Source organism: Bacillus paranthracis, from assembly GCF_024296885.1.
Classification (GTDB): Bacteria; Bacillota; Bacilli; order Bacillales; family Bacillaceae_G; genus Bacillus_A; species Bacillus_A paranthracis.
The window spans coordinates 312,501-329,139 of record NZ_CP101135.1 but is presented as its reverse complement, the minus strand read 5'-3'; the positions used below and the strand labels follow the sequence as shown (position 1 = coordinate 329,139).

The 16,639-nt window shown below is 38.8% G+C and carries 15 protein-coding genes, 2 rRNA genes and 1 riboswitch (1 of these 18 running past the window's edge); of the genes, 3 read left to right on the top strand and 14 right to left on the bottom strand.

From position 1 onward, the window contains the following. Positions 1 to 152 precede the first annotated feature (152 nt). The 3 genes from NLJ82_RS01780 to NLJ82_RS01770 all read left to right on the top strand — a co-directional run bounded on the left by NLJ82_RS01780 (position 153) and on the right by NLJ82_RS01770 (position 1,777). A complete protein-coding gene (locus NLJ82_RS01780) occupies positions 153 to 530 on the top strand; it encodes a YgaP family membrane protein (protein ID WP_000812350.1) in 378 nt (125 codons plus the stop codon). Between the two features lie 220 nt (positions 531 to 750). After that, positions 751 to 1,596: an SPFH domain-containing protein gene (locus NLJ82_RS01775; protein ID WP_000660685.1), complete on the top strand. Its 846-nt coding sequence runs from the start codon at positions 751 to 753 to the stop codon at positions 1,594 to 1,596. Between the two features lie 16 nt (positions 1,597 to 1,612). Then, positions 1,613 to 1,777 carry a type II toxin-antitoxin system antitoxin gene (locus tag NLJ82_RS01770; RefSeq protein WP_001085171.1) on the top strand — a complete coding sequence of 55 codons (165 nt, stop codon included), beginning with the start codon at positions 1,613 to 1,615 and terminating at the stop codon, positions 1,775 to 1,777. A 37-nt stretch (positions 1,778 to 1,814) separates the two neighbouring features. Here NLJ82_RS01770 and purD read toward each other — a convergent pair whose 3' ends face one another. The 14 genes from purD to NLJ82_RS01700 form a co-directional block, all read right to left on the bottom strand. Beyond that, the gene (purD, locus tag NLJ82_RS01765; protein WP_001101953.1) at positions 1,815 to 3,086 is read right to left on the bottom strand and encodes a phosphoribosylamine--glycine ligase; all 1,272 of its coding nucleotides are present in this window, start codon (positions 3,084 to 3,086) and stop codon (positions 1,815 to 1,817) included. A 124-nt stretch (positions 3,087 to 3,210) separates the two neighbouring features. Further along, positions 3,211 to 4,746, bottom strand: a complete 1,536-nt coding sequence (purH, locus tag NLJ82_RS01760; RefSeq protein WP_000745424.1) for a bifunctional phosphoribosylaminoimidazolecarboxamide formyltransferase/IMP cyclohydrolase — start codon at positions 4,744 to 4,746, stop codon at positions 3,211 to 3,213. A gap of 24 nt (positions 4,747 to 4,770) precedes the next feature. Beyond that, positions 4,771 to 5,358, bottom strand: a complete 588-nt coding sequence (gene purN / locus NLJ82_RS01755; RefSeq protein ID WP_000088581.1) for a phosphoribosylglycinamide formyltransferase — start codon at positions 5,356 to 5,358, stop codon at positions 4,771 to 4,773. Beyond that, positions 5,355 to 6,395 carry a phosphoribosylformylglycinamidine cyclo-ligase gene (gene purM, locus NLJ82_RS01750; RefSeq protein ID WP_001262431.1) on the bottom strand — a complete coding sequence of 347 codons (1,041 nt, stop codon included), beginning with the start codon at positions 6,393 to 6,395 and terminating at the stop codon, positions 5,355 to 5,357. Before purM ends, purN begins: the two co-directional genes overlap by 4 nt. A 101-nt stretch (positions 6,396 to 6,496) precedes the next feature. Continuing rightward, positions 6,497 to 7,912: an amidophosphoribosyltransferase gene (gene purF / locus NLJ82_RS01745; RefSeq protein WP_000879021.1), complete on the bottom strand. Its 1,416-nt coding sequence runs from the start codon at positions 7,910 to 7,912 to the stop codon at positions 6,497 to 6,499. Continuing rightward, entirely contained in the window at positions 7,897 to 10,116 is a 2,220-nt protein-coding gene (gene purL, locus NLJ82_RS01740; RefSeq protein ID WP_000055588.1) for a phosphoribosylformylglycinamidine synthase II, read from the bottom strand. The genes purF and purL overlap by 16 nt, the downstream gene beginning before the upstream one ends. Further along, positions 10,100 to 10,783 (bottom strand): phosphoribosylformylglycinamidine synthase subunit PurQ, encoded by a 684-nt coding sequence (gene purQ / locus NLJ82_RS01735; protein WP_000666778.1) that lies wholly within the window; start codon positions 10,781 to 10,783, stop codon positions 10,100 to 10,102. The genes purL and purQ overlap by 17 nt, the downstream gene beginning before the upstream one ends. After that, positions 10,780 to 11,034 carry a phosphoribosylformylglycinamidine synthase subunit PurS gene (gene purS / locus NLJ82_RS01730; protein WP_000278820.1) on the bottom strand — a complete coding sequence of 85 codons (255 nt, stop codon included), beginning with the start codon at positions 11,032 to 11,034 and terminating at the stop codon, positions 10,780 to 10,782. The genes purQ and purS overlap by 4 nt, the downstream gene beginning before the upstream one ends. Further along, a complete protein-coding gene (gene purC / locus NLJ82_RS01725; protein ID WP_001170542.1) occupies positions 11,027 to 11,746 on the bottom strand; it encodes a phosphoribosylaminoimidazolesuccinocarboxamide synthase in 720 nt (239 codons plus the stop codon). Before purC ends, purS begins: the two co-directional genes overlap by 8 nt. Before the next feature lie 88 nt (positions 11,747 to 11,834). Then, positions 11,835 to 13,142 carry an adenylosuccinate lyase gene (gene purB, locus NLJ82_RS01720; RefSeq protein WP_000625678.1) on the bottom strand — a complete coding sequence of 436 codons (1,308 nt, stop codon included), beginning with the start codon at positions 13,140 to 13,142 and terminating at the stop codon, positions 11,835 to 11,837. Next, positions 13,139 to 14,290 (bottom strand): 5-(carboxyamino)imidazole ribonucleotide synthase, encoded by a 1,152-nt coding sequence (gene purK, locus NLJ82_RS01715; protein WP_000196806.1) that lies wholly within the window; start codon positions 14,288 to 14,290, stop codon positions 13,139 to 13,141. Before purK ends, purB begins: the two co-directional genes overlap by 4 nt. After that, positions 14,287 to 14,772, bottom strand: a complete 486-nt coding sequence (gene purE / locus NLJ82_RS01710) for a 5-(carboxyamino)imidazole ribonucleotide mutase (RefSeq protein ID WP_000839367.1) — start codon at positions 14,770 to 14,772, stop codon at positions 14,287 to 14,289. The genes purK and purE overlap by 4 nt, the downstream gene beginning before the upstream one ends. A gap of 110 nt (positions 14,773 to 14,882) precedes the next feature. Beyond that, a riboswitch (purine riboswitch) is annotated at positions 14,883 to 14,984 on the bottom strand. Between the two features lie 580 nt (positions 14,985 to 15,564). Then, positions 15,565 to 15,680, bottom strand: a 5S ribosomal RNA gene (rrf, locus tag NLJ82_RS01705). Positions 15,681 to 15,729: 49 nt separating this feature from the next. Then, a 23S ribosomal RNA gene (locus NLJ82_RS01700) occupies positions 15,730 to 16,639 on the bottom strand (it continues 2,013 nt past the right edge of the window).

Sequence of the window (16,639 nt, the reverse complement as noted above, 5' to 3'; positions counted from 1 at the left end):
ATTATAACAAAAAAAGCTACTTACACACACGCACAATCCAACATCTTTTTCCACGTCAAATGTTGGATTACATATCCCCAAAATCAAACGGGATACTAATAAGAGAAATAGTATTATCTATTTCAACTTTCATAAAAAGGAGTGTTTTTCTAATGAAGCAAAATATCGGTACAATAAATGCCCTAATTCGAATTACACTCGGACTTGTCCTCTTCGGTTGTAGTGCAACGAAACTCGTACGCAAACCTTGGTGCACTTGGTCTAACATTTTGCTATGGATTGGTGCAATGAAAGTTGCAGAGGGAATTGTTCGTTTCTGCCCTGTTGTTGAAATGTGGAAATTCGGAAAATACATGAATATGGGGGCATTTAAAATGCCTAGCATGAATTTTGCTGAGAAGGGACATACTAAAGAAGAAGTGAATCAAACTTCCAATCACGACAAACCACAGTCAAACGGAAGTTATGACGCTTCTGACAAAGAGATTGAGTCAGCGATTGAAGATATAATCCTGGCAAAACCGCTTTGAATCATTTGTCACGATGCAAGATGCTCTCAAAGAGACTTAGCTGCTGCAGTGGGCGGTTAAGTCTTCTTTATATTACCATAAAACAGAACATACATTCTTATTTTAAACATTAAAATATACATAAAATATATCTAATCAATAAAATTCAGAAAATTAGGTGTAAATCCCTTGCTTAAAATGATATAAAAGTGATATCATTTTTATATCAGGAGGCGATCATATGAAAGAAAAACAAGTATTTTATGTTAATGGTTTTCTTGGGATTATTGGAATTTTGATTTTAGCCGCTATCGGTGTATTTTTCCTCGTGCAAGAAATTTTTATAGGAGCAGCATTAACTATTATTTTAGCCGCAGTTCTTGCTACAGGTATTGGTATTGTTCAACCAAACCAAGCAAAAGTTATTACGTTCTTCGGTAATTATTTAGGAACAATTCGTCAAAACGGTTTATTTTTAACGATTCCGTTCGCATTCCGTCAAACTGTATCGTTACGTGTTGAAAACTTTAACAGTAAAAAATTAAAAGTAAATGATGTCGACGGAAACCCAATTGAAATTGCCGCTGTTATCGTATATAAAGTTGTTGATTCTGCAAAAGCAATGTTCGGCGTTGAACATTACGATCGATTTGTAGAAATTCAAAGCGAAACGGCAATCCGCCACGTTGCAACAAAATATCCTTATGACAATTTCCAAGATGAAACCTGCGTTACATTACGTGGAAATACTGAAGAAATCTCTGAAGAATTAAAACGTGAGTTAGAAGCACGCCTTGAAATTGCTGGTGTAGAAGTATTAGAAACTCGTTTAACGCACCTAGCTTACGCAACAGAAATTGCCCATGCAATGCTACAACGTCAACAAGCAAAAGCAGTATTAGCTGCTAGAAAAGAGATTGTTGAAGGTGCTGTGAAGATGGCAAAAGATTCAATCCATATGTTAGATGAAGAAGGCGTACTAGAACTCGATGACGAGCGTAAAGCAAATATGGTGAACAACTTATTAGTTGCCATCGTTTCAGACAAAGGTGCGCAACCAGTTATTAATACAGGAAGCCTATACTAAAAGGTTGTAAATCCTTATGGCTAAAAAGAAAAGCTTTCCATTACGTATTGATCCTGAATTACACGCAGTCATCGAAAAATGGGCGAATGATGAGTTTCGTAGCGTCAATGCACACATCGAATATTTACTTCGAGAAATGGCAAAGCAAAAAGGGAAATTAAAAAAAGATAAAGATGCATAAAAAATCCCGCTGAGGAATCAGCGGGATTTTTCACATATTAATTTCTCGTCATCTCATGCCCAATTGCACGATATCCTATATCACTTCGATAAAATAGACCATCACTCTCAATTTTACCGATTTCTTTATACACCTTATCTTTCGCTTCTTGTAAACTATTCGCCTTACAAGCAACAAATAGTACACGACCACCGTTTGTTACAAAGTCACCATGCTTCATTGCTGTACCTGCATGGAAAACAATCACATCTTGCAATGCATCTAACCCGTTAATAATGTCACCTTTTTTATATGCTTCCGGATATCCTTTCGAAGCAAGTACAACACCAATTACCGCTTCCTCTGACCATTGTAACGTTAACTCACTTTCATCTAATATAGCGTTACAAACATCCACTAAATCATTTTCTAAGCGGGGTAATACAACTTCTGTTTCAGGATCACCAAAGCGTGCATTAAATTCAATTACCTTTGGACCATCATTTGTTAAAATAAGTCCCGCATATAAAATTCCTGTAAACGATCGATTTTCTTGGATCATCGCTTTAGCAGTTGGATGTAACACCGTTTCAATCGCCTCTTGAACTGCTGACTCCGAAATTTGTGGTACTGGAGAATATGCACCCATTCCGCCAGTATTTGGACCTTTATCACCATCAAAAGCTCGTTTATGATCTTGTGCAATTACCATCGGATGTACAGTTGTTCCATTCACAAATGCCATTAATGAAAATTCTTGTCCATCTAAAAACTCTTCAATAACAACTTTCTTACTCGCTTCCCCGAACTTTACATCTTGCAGCATTTCTTTCGTAGCTTGTAATGCTTCTTCCAGCGTCATCGCTACTGTTACACCTTTACCAGCAGCTAGGCCATCCGCTTTAATAACGATTGGTGCACCAACTTTTTGAATGTACTGTACTGCTTCTTCATAATCTGTAAAAGTTTCATATGCCGCAGTTGGAATATTATATTTTTTCATAAGCTCTTTTGTAAAAGCTTTACTACCTTCAATAACAGCAGCCGCTTGATTCGGACCAAATACGCGAAGTCCCTCTTCTTTAAAACGATCAACAATTCCATTCATAAGTGGAATTTCTGGTCCAACGAAAGTTAACTCAACATGATTCTCTTTCGCAAATAAAACTAATGCATCAAAATCATTTTCATCAATATCAATTGGTGTTGCAACATCACGCATACCTTCATTACCTGGTGCTACATATACCTTTTCTACTTTTTCAGATTGTGCAAACTTCCAAGCTAAAGCATGCTCACGCCCACCGCGGCCAATTACTAAAACATTCATATTTCATCCCCCAATATTTAAATAAGTACAAACTAGAAGCTATGCCCCTAGTTTGTTTTTTCATATCAATTAAAGTTTAAAAAGGAAGGTTATCTTAACCGGACTTTTTAAACTTCCTCTATTATTAGTGTTTGAAATGACGTACGCCAGTGAACACCATAGCAATCCCATACGTATCCGCCACTTTAATAGAATCTTCATCACGGATTGATCCGCCCGGTTGAATGATTGCTGTAATTCCTGCTTTTGCTGCTTCTTCTAATGTATCTGGCATTGGGAAGAAAGCATCAGATGCAAGCGCGCTACCTTGTGCTTTTTCACCAGCCTGTGTAATTGCGATTTTTGCAGAACCTACACGGTTCATCTGTCCCGCACCGACACCAATTGTCATATCATCTTTCGCTAAAACAATTGCATTTGATTTTACATGCTTTACAACTTTCCAAGCTAGTTTTAAATCTTTCCATTCTTGCTCTGACGGTTCACGTTTTGTTGGAATTGAAATTGTGCTCTCATCTAACGATAACGTATCTTCCTCTTGAACGAGAAGGCCACCTTGTACAGAAGTTAGTTTTTTACTTGCACTTGTCGCTTTTTCAATATTTACAGTTAGTAAACGTAAGTTTTTCTTACTTTGCAATACTTCTAAAGCTTCTTTTGAGAAAGAAGGTGCAATAATAATTTCTAAGAAAATTTCGTGTAACTTTTCAGCTGTAGCTTTATCAATTTCACGATTCGCTGCAATAATGCCTCCAAAAATGGATACTGGATCCGCTTCATAAGCACGTGTATATGCTTCATGAATATCCGTACCTACTCCAACACCACATGGATTCATATGTTTTACCGCTACTACTGCTGGTTCTGTAAATTCTTTCACGATGCTAAGCGCTGCGTCTGCATCATTAATATTGTTATACGATAATTCTTTGCCATGTAATTGTTCTGCGTACGCAACAGAAGAAGTTACAGCGAATGGTGCTTTATAAAATGTTGCTTTTTGATGTGGATTTTCTCCATAGCGTAAATCTTGTTTTTTCTCAAATGTCACTGTTAATGTTTCTGGGCTTTCTTCGCCCATTTGCTCTGTTAAGTAGTTAGAGATTAACGCATCATATGCCGCTGTATGACGAAATACTTTCGCTGCTAATTTACGTTTCGTTTCTTCTTTTACTTCACCGTTTTCTTTCAGTTCTGCTAATACAATATCGTAATCTACTGGATCTACAATTACAGACACGAATTTATGATTTTTCGCAGCAGAGCGAATCATTGTCGGGCCACCGATATCAATATTTTCAATTGCATCAGCAAATGTTACATCAGGCTTAGCGATTGTTTCTTTGAATGGGTATAAGTTAACGACAACAAAATCAATCGGCTCCATACCTAATTCATTCATTTGCGCTACATGTGTTTCATTATCACGAACTGCTAATAGACCACCATGAATATTTGGATGTAATGTTTTCACACGACCATCCATAATTTCTGGGAAACCAGTTACTTCAGAAATACCGATTACTTGTAAGCCGTTTTCTTCTAGTAATTTTTTCGTACCACCTGTTGATATAACTTCGATCCCTTGTTCTAGTAAACCTTTAACAAATTCTACTACTCCTGTTTTATCTGAAACACTTACTAATGCACGCTTTTTCATTTATCCTTCACCCCTGGTTGTATGTTAGTTAACAGTTGGTTCTTTCACAGATTGAACAATTTGATTCACTGTATTTACGTATAATTTATGTTCAACTTGTTGAATTTTCTTTTGTAAGCTTTCTCTCGTATCCCCTTCAGAAACAACTACTGCTTCTTGTGCAATAATTGGCCCTGTATCCATACCTGCGTCTACATAATGAATCGTTACTCCAGTTACTTTCACACCTGCTTCTAACGCTTGACCAACAGCATCTTTCCCTGGAAAACTCGGTAATAGTGATGGATGAATATTAATAATCCTTCCGCCGTAAGCTTCTAGTAAAGTTGGTCCAATTAAACGCATATATCCAGCTAAAATAACATAATCAATTTCATACTCTTCTAGCTTCTTTAATATCTCTTTTTCAAACGCTTCTTTTGACTCATATGCTTTCGCTGAAAAAGCGAAACACGGGATATGATGATAATGTGCTCGCCCAACAGCGCGTGCTTCTGGTTTATCACATACTAATAAACTAATTTCTGCATCCAATCTTTTTTCTTCTACTGCATTAACGAGAGATTGAAAGTTAGATCCGCTTCCAGAAGCAAAAACTGCTAATCTACTCATAGCGCTGTGCCTCCATTAAAAGTAACGCCAGCTCCTTGTACAGTGCGTCCAATAATACGAGCAGTTTCTCCTTGCTCTTCAAGAAGACGAACAACATCTTTTGCATCTTCTTCCTTCACCGCTACTACCATACCAATACCCATGTTAAAAATATTGAACATTTCTTTCTCTTCCAGCTTGCCAACTTCTTGAAGTAAACTAAAGATCGGCTGAATTTCCCAAGATCCTAATTCAATTTCTGCACCGATTTCTTCTGGTAACATACGTGGAATATTTTCAATGAATCCGCCACCTGTAATATGTGCCATACCGTATACTTCATATTTCTTCAATAGTTCTAAAATAGGTTTGACATAAATTTTCGTTGGTTTTAATAATTCTTCACCAAGAGGTAGCTCTAAGCGTCCGTAAATGCGATCTAAAGATAGCTCTCCATCTTCTAGTAATACTTTTCGTACTAAAGAATAACCGTTACTATGAATACCGCTAGATGCCAAGCCAATTAATACGTGACCAGCTTCAATTTTTTCACCTGTTACAATTTTCTTTTTATCAACGATCCCAACTGTAAAACCAGCTAAATCGTATTCTTCTGTAGAATACATTCCTGGCATTTCAGCTGTTTCTCCACCAATTAAAGCACAACCTGCTTGGCGACAGCCCTCTGATATACCTTTGACGATGTTTTCAATTTTACTAGGTTCAGCTTTACCACAAGCAATATAATCAAGGAAGAAAAGCGGCTCTGCTCCTTGGACAACAATATCATTTACACACATTGCTACTGCATCAATACCAATTGTGTCATGTTTATCTGCCATAAAAGCGAGCATCAATTTCGTTCCCACGCCATCTGTTCCAGATACTAATACAGGTTCTTCTAATGCAAATTTTGATAGATCAAACATACCTCCAAAACCGCCTAAACCGCCTAGTACTTCTTTTCTCATTGTTGTTTGTACGTGTTTTTTCATGCGAGATACCGCTTCATATCCAGCTTCAATATCTACTCCTGCTTGCTTATATGCATTCGCCATCGTTATTTACACCTCGTCTTTTAATTTCTCCCTATCCTGTGCGGGCCGTTTTAAGAAAGAAGCTAGCTTCTACATCAAAAGAAGTAGAAGCTTTTTTCTTCTTATTTCATACTTTCTAAAAGCTCTTGCTCATAATCATAAAGAGCTGTTGGATAATCTCCATTGAAGTACGCCATACAAAGGCCACCGTATTTCCCTTCATATGGACGTCCAATTGCATCTACTAATCCATCTTCACTTAAAAATGTTAATGAGTCTGCACCGATCATTTCACGAATTTCTTCTACCGTATGATTTGCTGCAATTAATTCTTTTCTCGTTTGAATATCAATGCCATAGAAACAAGGATATTTCAAAGGCGGTGAAGCAATTCTTACGTGAACTTCTGTCGCTCCAGCCTCGCGAAGCATACGAACAATTCGTTTACTTGTCGTTCCTCTTACGATAGAGTCATCAATCATAACAACTCGTTTCCCCTCAACCACACCTCTTACTGCGGAAAGTTTCATCTTAACCCCTTGCTCGCGCAGTTCTTGAGAAGGTTGGATAAACGTACGTCCAACGTAACGATTTTTAATTAATCCTAACTCATACGGAATGCCTGTCGCCTCCGCATAACCAATTGCTGCTGAAATGCTAGAGTCTGGTACACCAGTAACAACATCAGCTTCAATAGGAGCTTCTGCCGCCAAACGTTTCCCCATGTTTTTACGTGCTGCATGGACATTAACACCAGCGATATTTGAATCTGGGCGTGCGAAGTAAATGTATTCCATACTGCAAATTGCATGTTCTACATCATTTGTAAAACGATCTACGTGAATTCCATCATCATTAATGATAAGTAATTCACCCGGTTCTACATCACGAATGTATGTTGCACCTACTACATCAAAAGCACATGTTTCTGATGCTACAACGTAAGCATCTCCCATCTTTCCAATTGAAAGGGGACGGAATCCATTTGGATCTAGCGCAACAATCATTTCATTTCCAGTTAGTAAAAGATATGCAAACGCACCTTTCACTTTATTTAAAGCTTCTTTTACACTTTCAATTAACGAATCTTTCGTACTACGTTTAATAAGATGTAAAAGTACTTCTGTATCTGAACTTGTTTGAAAAATACTTCCCTCTGCCTCTAATTCACGACGAAGCATTTTTGCGTTAATTAAATTTCCGTTATGAGCTAATGCCATACTATGATCAGAAAAACGGAATAGTAATGGTTGAACGTTAGCCACTTCACTTCCACCAGCCGTCGCGTATCGTACGTGTCCGATTGCTGATTTTCCGTTCAATCCTTCTAGCTCTCCTCTTGAAAACACTTCTGATATTAAACCTAACCCCTTGTGACCGACGATTTTTTCTCCATTATTTACGACAATGCCTGCGCCTTCTTGTCCACGGTGCTGTAAACTGTGCAATCCGTAGTATGAAACTTGTGCCGCATTTTCATGCCCCCAAATTCCGAAAACGCCACATTCTTCGTTTAACCCCTTTATTTCAGCAAGCATGGGATTGCCCCTTTCCAAGCCTTTCTCATTTCATCTACATTTGCTGTAAGTAATACTTCATTTTCTTCATTATGAATTGTCACTTCATTTGTATTTGTTACTTCTCCAACTTGAATTGCTTCTACCGCTTTTTCGAACGCTTCTTTATTTTCACGTTTTACAGTTATTACGAAGCGAGATTGTGATTCCGCAAATAATGCCGCTGTTGCTTCCCCGTCTAATTTCACAGTAGCACCTAAGCCGTTAGCACCAATTGCACTTTCTGAAATCGCAACTGCTAAACCACCTTCAGCAACGTCATGTGCAGATTGAACAAGGCCAGCTTGGATTGCTGCTAATATTTGTTTTTGACGCTTTAATTCTACGTCTAGATCAATACTTGGTGATTGTCCGAAAATTTTTCCGTGAAGCATTTTCTGTAATTCACTTCCACCAAACTCAGCTTTCGTCTCTCCGATAACATAAACTAAATCGCCAGCTTGCTTAAACTCTTGTGTTGTTACATGCTTTAAGTCATGTACTAGTCCGACCATCCCAACTGTCGGTGTTGGATATACCGCTTCACCACTACGTTCGTTATACATTGATACGTTTCCGCCAATAACTGGTGTTTGTAATGTGCGACAAGCTTCACTCATACCATCTACTGATTTCTCAATTTGCCAGAAAATTTCTGGTTTCTCTGGATTACCGAAGTTTAAGCAATCTGTAATTGCAAGTGGCTCCCCGCCAGAACATACGATATTACGTGCTGCCTCTGCTACTGCGATTTTACCGCCCACTTCTGGGTCTAAATAAATGTAGCGAGAGTTACAATCTGTCGTCATTGCTAATCCTTTTTCTGTACCGCGTACACGTACAACTGCTGCATCTGAACCTGGTGTAACAACTGTGCTTGTGCGAACTTGATAATCATATTGATCATAAACCCACTCTTTACTTGCAATCGTCGGTTGTTGTAATAGGGCGAATAACGTTTCTTTATAATTTTCTACTTTTGGTGTTTCCATTTTCATCTGCTGGAATTCAGCAAAGTATGCTGCTTCTTGTGATGGTTTATGATAAATTGGCGCTTCTTCTGCAAGAGCATCTGCTGGAACTTCAGCTACCATTTCACCTTTATGGAATAAACGAAGCATTTTGTCTTCCGTTACTTTCCCCATCGTAACGGCTGCAAGACCATACTTCTCAAATAAATCTACTATTTCTTGCTCTCTACCTTTTTTCACAACAATTAACATACGCTCTTGTGATTCAGAGAGCATCATTTCATATGGTGTCATTCCTGTTTCTCGTTGTGGTACATCATCTAAGTACATTTCAATACCCATTCCTGCTTTACTTGCCATTTCTGCAGAAGATGATGTTAAACCAGCCGCACCCATATCTTGAATTCCAACAAGTGCATCCGATTGAATAAGTTCTAAGCAAGCTTCGATAAGAAGTTTCTCCATAAATGGATCTCCTACTTGAACTGCTGGACGCTTCGCTTCTGAGCTTTCAGATAACTCTTCAGATGCGAATGTTGCACCGTGGATACCATCACGACCAGTTGATGCTCCTACGTACATTACTGTATTTCCAGCACCGTGCGCTTGCCCTTTTTTAATGTCCTCGTGGTTAATTAAGCCTACGCACATTGCATTTACAAGTGGATTTCCTTCATAACATGGATCAAACTGTACTTCGCCGCCAACAGTTGGAATACCGATACAGTTACCGTATCCTGCAATTCCTGCTACTACTTCTTCAAATAAATATTTCACACGTGGTGATTGTAATTCACCAAATCGAAGTGAGTTTAATAGAGCGACTGGGCGTGCTCCCATAGAGAATACGTCACGAATAATACCACCAACACCTGTTGCTGCTCCTTGATATGGCTCAATAGCAGAAGGGTGGTTATGACTTTCCATTTTAAATACAACCGCTTGATTATCACCGATGTCTACAATTCCAGCACCTTCCCCAGGTCCTTGCAAGACACGCTCACCTGTTGTTGGGAATTTTCGAAGCACTGGTTTTGAATTTTTATAACTACAATGTTCAGACCACATAACAGAGAATAATCCTGTTTCTGTATAATTTGGCAGACGGCCTAAAATCTTTTCAACCATGGCAAACTCTTCGTCTGTTAGCCCCATTTCCGCATATATGCGCTCTTCTTTAATTTGTGTTGGATTTGGTTCAAGCATTAACGACATATGTTTCCCTCCACTGTTTTAAGATAGATTGAAAGACTTTTAACCCTTCAGCACCGCCAAGTAATTCATCTACAGCACGCTCTGGGTGTGGCATCATACCAAGTACATTTCCTTTTTCGTTTACAATACCAGCAATATCTGAAACGCTTCCGTTCGGGTTTTCTACGTAACGGAATGCGATCTGATTATTCTCTTCTAATTTTTTAAGAGTCTCTTCATCACAATAGTAATTTCCCTCACCATGTGCAATTGGAATATTGATTACTTCATCTTTTTCATATTGTGATGTAAACATCGTTTCATTATTTTCAACACGTAACTGAACTGTTCGACACATAAATTTTAAGTTTTCGTTTCTCATTAATGCTCCTGGTAGTAATCCTGATTCAACAAGAATCTGGAATCCATTACATACACCTAAAATTGGCTTTCCTTGCTCAGCAGCTTTTTGTACTGCTTTCATTGCATTCGCAAAGCGAGAAATAGCACCGCAGCGTAAGTAGTCACCGTAAGAGAATCCACCTGGTAGTAGAATTGCATCATATTCATCTAAATTCTCTGTGTCGTGCCAAACGTAATCTACTTCTTCGCCAAGCTCATCTTTAATTGCATGGAACATATCAACATCACAGTTCGAACCTGGAAATACTATTACGGCAAATTTCACTGTGCGACAACCTCCTCAACTTCATAACGGAAGTCTTCCATTACAACGTTCGCTAATAGTTTTTCACACATTTCCTTTACCTTTGCGTCAAGGTCAGATACTGATTTATCAATTGTTAATTCCATGTACTTTCCAATTCGAACATCTTGTACTTCTGTGAATGAAAGACTATGAAGTGCTCCTTTTACTGCTGTTCCTTGTGGATCTAATACGCTTTCTCTTAATGTTACATATACCTTAACTTTATACATGTGAAATTCCCCCTAAACGTTTTAAAATCTCTTCATAAGCATCTGTTAAATTTCCAAGATCACGACGGAATACGTCTTTATCAAACTTTTCATTGCTCGTTTCATCCCATAAACGGCAAGTATCTGGTGAAATTTCATCTGCTAAAATGATTTCCCCTTCATCCGTTACACCAAACTCTAATTTAAAATCTACTAATCTTACACGACAGCTTGCGAAATGATCAATCAACACTTGATTGATTTGTAGAGCCATATCTCGTAATACGCTTACTTGCTCTGGCGATGCAACGTTTAATACACGAATATGATCTTCCGTTACAAGCGGATCTCCTAAATCATCATCTTTGAAGTAAAATTCTACGATTGGTTCTGCAAGTACAGTTCCCTCTTCCATTCCTAATCGTTTTGAAAGACTTCCTGCAATTACATTTCTTGTGACAACTTCTAAAGGAATAATACTCACTTTTTTAACAAGTTGCTCTGTCTCAGATAACTTCTCAACAAAATGTGTTTTAATTCCTACTTCTTGTAACTTTCTGAACAATAAAGTTGTAATCTCATTGTTCAAACGACCTTTTCCTGTAATCGTCTCTTTTTTCTCCCCATTGAAAGCAGTCGCACTATCTTTGTACTCTACCCAAACCATATCTGCTGATTCTGTACGATAAATTCTTTTTGCCTTACCTTCATACAGCAATTCTAGCTTTTGCATTTCGCAAGCCCCCTGTAGTTTGAAAAATGTGAATAATGTTTTTATAAAGAATGGCACAGAATGACTCTATTCTGTGCCATATGAAATTTTACGCTTCGTTTAATCCTAGGCGTTCAAAGATTGTATCAACGTGTTGCATATGATGCTCATAGTTGAAGCATTCATTAATTTCTTCTTGTGTTAACCTGCTCGTAATACGCTCATCAGCTTCTACAAGCTCTTTAAATTGTACTTGTGTTTCCCAAGCTTCCATCGCTTTAGGTTGTACGATATCGTAAGCTTCCTCACGCACCATACCTTTATCTATTAATGTAAGCATGACGCGCTGAGAATAAATTAAGCCATATGTTCTTGTCATATTGCGTTTCATATTCTCTGGGTATACAGTTAAGTTTTTAACGATATTACCAAAGCGATTTAGCATGTAATTTAACGCGATTGTAGCATCTGGTAAAATTACGCGTTCTGCTGAAGAATGAGAAATATCACGCTCATGCCATAATGGAACATTCTCATAAGCTGTCATCATATAACCGCGGATAACACGAGCTAAACCAGTCATATTTTCAGATCCAATTGGATTACGCTTATGCGGCATTGCAGAAGAACCTTTTTGACCTTTTGCGAAAGCTTCTTCAACTTCACGTGTTTCACTCTTTTGTAAACCACGAATCTCAACTGCCATCTTTTCGATAGATGTTGCGATTAATGCAAGTGTTGACATGTAATGAGCATGACGATCACGTTGCAATGTTTGTGTTGAAATTGGTGCTGCTTCTAATCCTAAGTTTTCACAAACGTACTTTTCTACGAATGGATCGATATTTGCATATGTACCAACCGCACCAGATAATTTACCAACGCGAACTGTATTAGCAGCTTGTTTGAAACGCTCTACGTTACGCTTCATTTCTTCATACCAAAGACCAAGTTTTAAACCAAATGTTGTTGGTTCTGCATGAACACCATGTGTTCTTCCCATCATGATCGTGTATTTATGCTCTTTCGCTTTGTTAGCTAAAATACTTACGAAGTTTTCTAAGTCTTTTAATATGATTTCATTCGCTTGTTTTAAGATATAAGATAACGCTGTATCTACTACGTCTGTAGATGTTAAACCGTAATGAATCCATTTACGTTCCTCGCCTAATGCTGGTGTTTCTGATACAGCACGAGTGAATGCAACTACGTCATGACGTGTCTCTTTTTCAATTTCATAAATACGATCAATATCAAATGATGCATGCTCACGAATTTTCTTAACATCTTCTTTTGGAATATCGCCAAGCTCAGCCCATGCTTCACAAGCTAAAATCTCAACTTCTAACCACGCTTTAAATTTGTTCTCTTCCGTCCAAATTGCACCCATTTCTGGGCGTGTATAACGACTAATCATCTTTTTCCCTCCAACAGTTGTTCTTGATGGTCCCAAATATGCAAACTCTTCGCTTTTTCTAGAGCGACTTCAATATTATCATTTAAAATATTAACATGCCCCATTTTTCGCTGCGCTTTTGCTTCTTCTTTTCCATACAAGTGTAAATAGCACCCGGTTAATCTATTCACTTGTCTTAGGACCCCTTCTATATGTTCGCCTAAAATGTTTACCATGACAACTGGTTTTAACAAATTTGTTTCTCCAAGAGGTAAATTACAGATTGCTCGAATATGTTGACCGAATTGACTCGTTTCACATGCATCCTGTGTATAGTGTCCTGAATTGTGAGGTCTTGGCGCCAATTCATTAATGTAAATCTCACCAGCAGCTGTAGCAAACATCTCTACCGCTAGTGTTCCCACAAGTTCTAGTTCATCCGCGAGCACTTGTGCATAAGCAATTGCTTTTTGAGAAAGTTCTTCTGTAATGCGAGCTGGAACGATGGATTCATGTAAAATGTTATTTACATGAATATTTTCCGCTACCGGAAATACTTTCGTTTCACCACTTACACTACGAATTACGATAACTGATACTTCTTTTTCAAAAGGCACCCATTTCTCTAAAATACACTCTGCTGCATTCGCAAGCTTTCGCGCTTCATCAACGTCAGCTTCACTTCTTAAAACAACTTGCCCTTTCCCATCATATCCACCTGTCGTTGTTTTTAAGACGGAAGGATATGATAACTCAGTGATTGCTTCAGTAAGCTGCTCTTGAGTTTGAACCAATCTATACGTTGCTACTGGTAATCCCGCTTTTTCAATTGCATTCTTTTCAGTAAAACGATTTTGCGTTTTACTTAACAACTGACTGCCTTGCGGTAAGTAAGCATGCTTTTCAAGCCATTGTAAACATCTATAATCAATATTCTCAAATTCATATGTGACAACATCACTAATGTTGGCTAAATGCTGAATTGCTTTTAAATCGTCATATGATGCAACAATTTCAATATCAGCAACTTGTGCACATGGTGAGTTTTTTGTAGGATCTAAAACAGCAATTTTATATCCCATTTCCTTAGCTGCCAATGCCATCATTCTTCCTAGCTGGCCGCCTCCAATAATGCCGATTGTTTTTCCAGGTAAAATGATTCTCGTCATACTAACTCACTACCTTCGCGCACATCTTTTTCAATTGCTTCTCTTCTCAATTCTAATGCATCATGTATGTCATCATGGAATGATCCAAGTATTTGTGCAGCAAGTAAACCAGCATTTGTTGAACCAGCCTTACCAATTGCAACTGTTGCAACTGGAACCCCTCCTGGCATTTGGACGATGGATAATAATGAATCTAAGCCGTTTAACGCTTTTGATTGAACTGGCACTCCGATTACAGGAAGATTCGTCTTCGCTGCAACCATTCCTGGTAAATGCGCTGCTCCACCAGCTCCAGCAATAATAACTTTCAATCCACGTTCACGAGCCGTCTCTGCATATTCAAACATATAATCCGGAGTCCGATGAGCGGATACAACTTTTTTCTCATACGGTATATTTAATTCATCTAAAATGTCACAAGCATATTTCATTGTTTCCCAGTCTGACGTGCTTCCCATTATGACTCCAACTAGTGATTTCATATTAGAATCCCCCCGATTCAAATAAAAAAAGCCTGAAATAGAACAGTTTCTCTTTTACTATGAGAGAAAGCGCTCTACTCAGGCATACGTATCCCTTGTGAATAGAAAAATACCGAGTGACTTTCCCTCATAGTCTAACGAATAACGGTCGTTAGGTAGAGACTTGCAGGCCATATCCCCGCGATTATATGAGGTCTTATATATTATTCTTTCTATGGCTATATTAACAATATTTCATAAACAATGTCAATAAATAATCGAATGTTTTTTTATTACTCACCAATAACGTTCGTGTTTTAGTTATATTCAAAAGAATAATTGTAACTATATGCAAGAAGGATAAGCAATTAGAATATATATTTCTAGAGATCTACCATACACAAAACGGTTTGTATATTAATTCCGTATGCTTTTATATAAAGTGAAACTTTAATCAACCTTCACCAATCGGGCTTTTACGGGCAGTTGATCCCCCACCTAGCTTCTTTGCTTCCGCTGAAATTTGAGGTGGGGGTCTTACTGCCCGTTAATGCGGAATAAAGCATATCGTTTCTATTCCTTTGTATCGCATTCATTACTGTAATGATTGAATACTTATTTTCATTCTTATATCATCCCGCTTTTCTTACTCTCATTATGTAAAATATATACTTGTAGTAAGAAATAACAGTTACCCTCAATAGCCTCATTTTCATTCTTTTCTCTCATTAAGATTACTGAATTTACGGATTATGTCATTTGATATATATAAATAAATACAAAAAAACCTAAGTCGAAACGACTTAGGTTTTTGCTTGGCGACGTCCTACTCTCACAGGGACAAGGTCCCAACTACCATCGGCGCTAGAGAGCTTAACTTCCGTGTTCGGTATGGGAACGGGTGTGACCTCTCTGCCATCATCACCAAACTATGAAGGCATATTCCTTCAAAACTAGATAACATTTGCTACATATTATATGGTTAAGTCCTCGATCTATTAGTATTCGTCAGCTCCACATGTCACCATGCTTCCACCTCGAACCTATCAACCTGATCATCTTTCAGGGATCTTACTAGCTTACGCTATGGGAAATCTCATCTTGAGGGGGGCTTCATGCTTAGATGCTTTCAGCACTTATCCCTTCCGCACATAGCTACCCAGCTATGCCCTTGGCAGAACAACTGGTACACCAGCGGTGCGTCCATCCCGGTCCTCTCGTACTAAGGACAGCTCCTCTCAAATTTCCTACGCCCACGACGGATAGGGACCGAACTGTCTCACGACGTTCTGAACCCAGCTCGCGTACCGCTTTAATGGGCGAACAGCCCAACCCTTGGGACCGACTACAGCCCCAGGATGCGATGAGCCGACATCGAGGTGCCAAACCTCCCCGTCGATGTGGACTCTTGGGGGAGATAAGCCTGTTATCCCCGGGGTAGCTTTTATCCGTTGAGCGATGGCCCTTCCATGCGGAACCACCGGATCACTAAGCCCGACTTTCGTCCCTGCTCGACTTGTAGGTCTCGCAGTCAAGCTCCCTTATGCCTTTGCACTCTACGAATGATTTCCAACCATTCTGAGGGAACCTTTGGGCGCCTCCGTTACACTTTAGGAGGCGACCGCCCCAGTCAAACTGCCCACCTGACACTGTCTCCCGGGTCGATAAGACCCGTAGGTTAGAATTTCAATACAGTCAGGGCGGTATCCCACCAGCGCCTCCACCGAAGCTAGCGCTCCGGTTTCAAAGGCTCCCGCCTATCCTGTACAAACTGTACCAAAATTCAATATCAGGCTACAGTAAAGCTCCACGGGGTCTTTCCGTCCTGTCGCGGGTAACCTGCATCTTCACAGGTACTATAATTTCACCGAGTCTCTGGTTGAGACAG

What these genes read in the sequence shown, in the direction of transcription:
- purF (WP_000879021.1), bottom strand. Translation starts at nt 7,912, where the DNA reads ATGCTTGCTGAAATAAAGGGGTTAAACGAAGAATGTGGCGTTTTCGGA.
- purE (WP_000839367.1), bottom strand. Translation starts at nt 14,772, where the DNA reads ATGAAATCACTAGTTGGAGTCATAATGGGAAGCACGTCAGACTGGGAA.
- purN (WP_000088581.1), bottom strand. Translation starts at nt 5,358, where the DNA reads ATGAGTAGATTAGCAGTTTTTGCTTCTGGAAGCGGATCTAACTTTCAA.
- purD (WP_001101953.1), bottom strand. Translation starts at nt 3,086, where the DNA reads ATGAATGTTTTAGTAATTGGCCGCGGTGGGCGTGAGCATGCTTTAGCT.
- purM (WP_001262431.1), bottom strand. Translation starts at nt 6,395, where the DNA reads ATGGCGAATGCATATAAGCAAGCAGGAGTAGATATTGAAGCTGGATAT.
- NLJ82_RS01780 (WP_000812350.1), top strand. Translation starts at nt 153, where the DNA reads ATGAAGCAAAATATCGGTACAATAAATGCCCTAATTCGAATTACACTC.
- NLJ82_RS01775 (WP_000660685.1), top strand. Translation starts at nt 751, where the DNA reads ATGAAAGAAAAACAAGTATTTTATGTTAATGGTTTTCTTGGGATTATT.
- purB (WP_000625678.1), bottom strand. Translation starts at nt 13,142, where the DNA reads ATGATTAGTCGTTATACACGCCCAGAAATGGGTGCAATTTGGACGGAA.
- purS (WP_000278820.1), bottom strand. Translation starts at nt 11,034, where the DNA reads ATGTATAAAGTTAAGGTATATGTAACATTAAGAGAAAGCGTATTAGAT.
- purL (WP_000055588.1), bottom strand. Translation starts at nt 10,116, where the DNA reads ATGTCGTTAATGCTTGAACCAAATCCAACACAAATTAAAGAAGAGCGC.
- purK (WP_000196806.1), bottom strand. Translation starts at nt 14,290, where the DNA reads ATGACGAGAATCATTTTACCTGGAAAAACAATCGGCATTATTGGAGGC.
- purH (WP_000745424.1), bottom strand. Translation starts at nt 4,746, where the DNA reads ATGAAAAAGCGTGCATTAGTAAGTGTTTCAGATAAAACAGGAGTAGTA.
- NLJ82_RS01770 (WP_001085171.1), top strand. Translation starts at nt 1,613, where the DNA reads ATGGCTAAAAAGAAAAGCTTTCCATTACGTATTGATCCTGAATTACAC.
- purC (WP_001170542.1), bottom strand. Translation starts at nt 11,746, where the DNA reads ATGCAAAAGCTAGAATTGCTGTATGAAGGTAAGGCAAAAAGAATTTAT.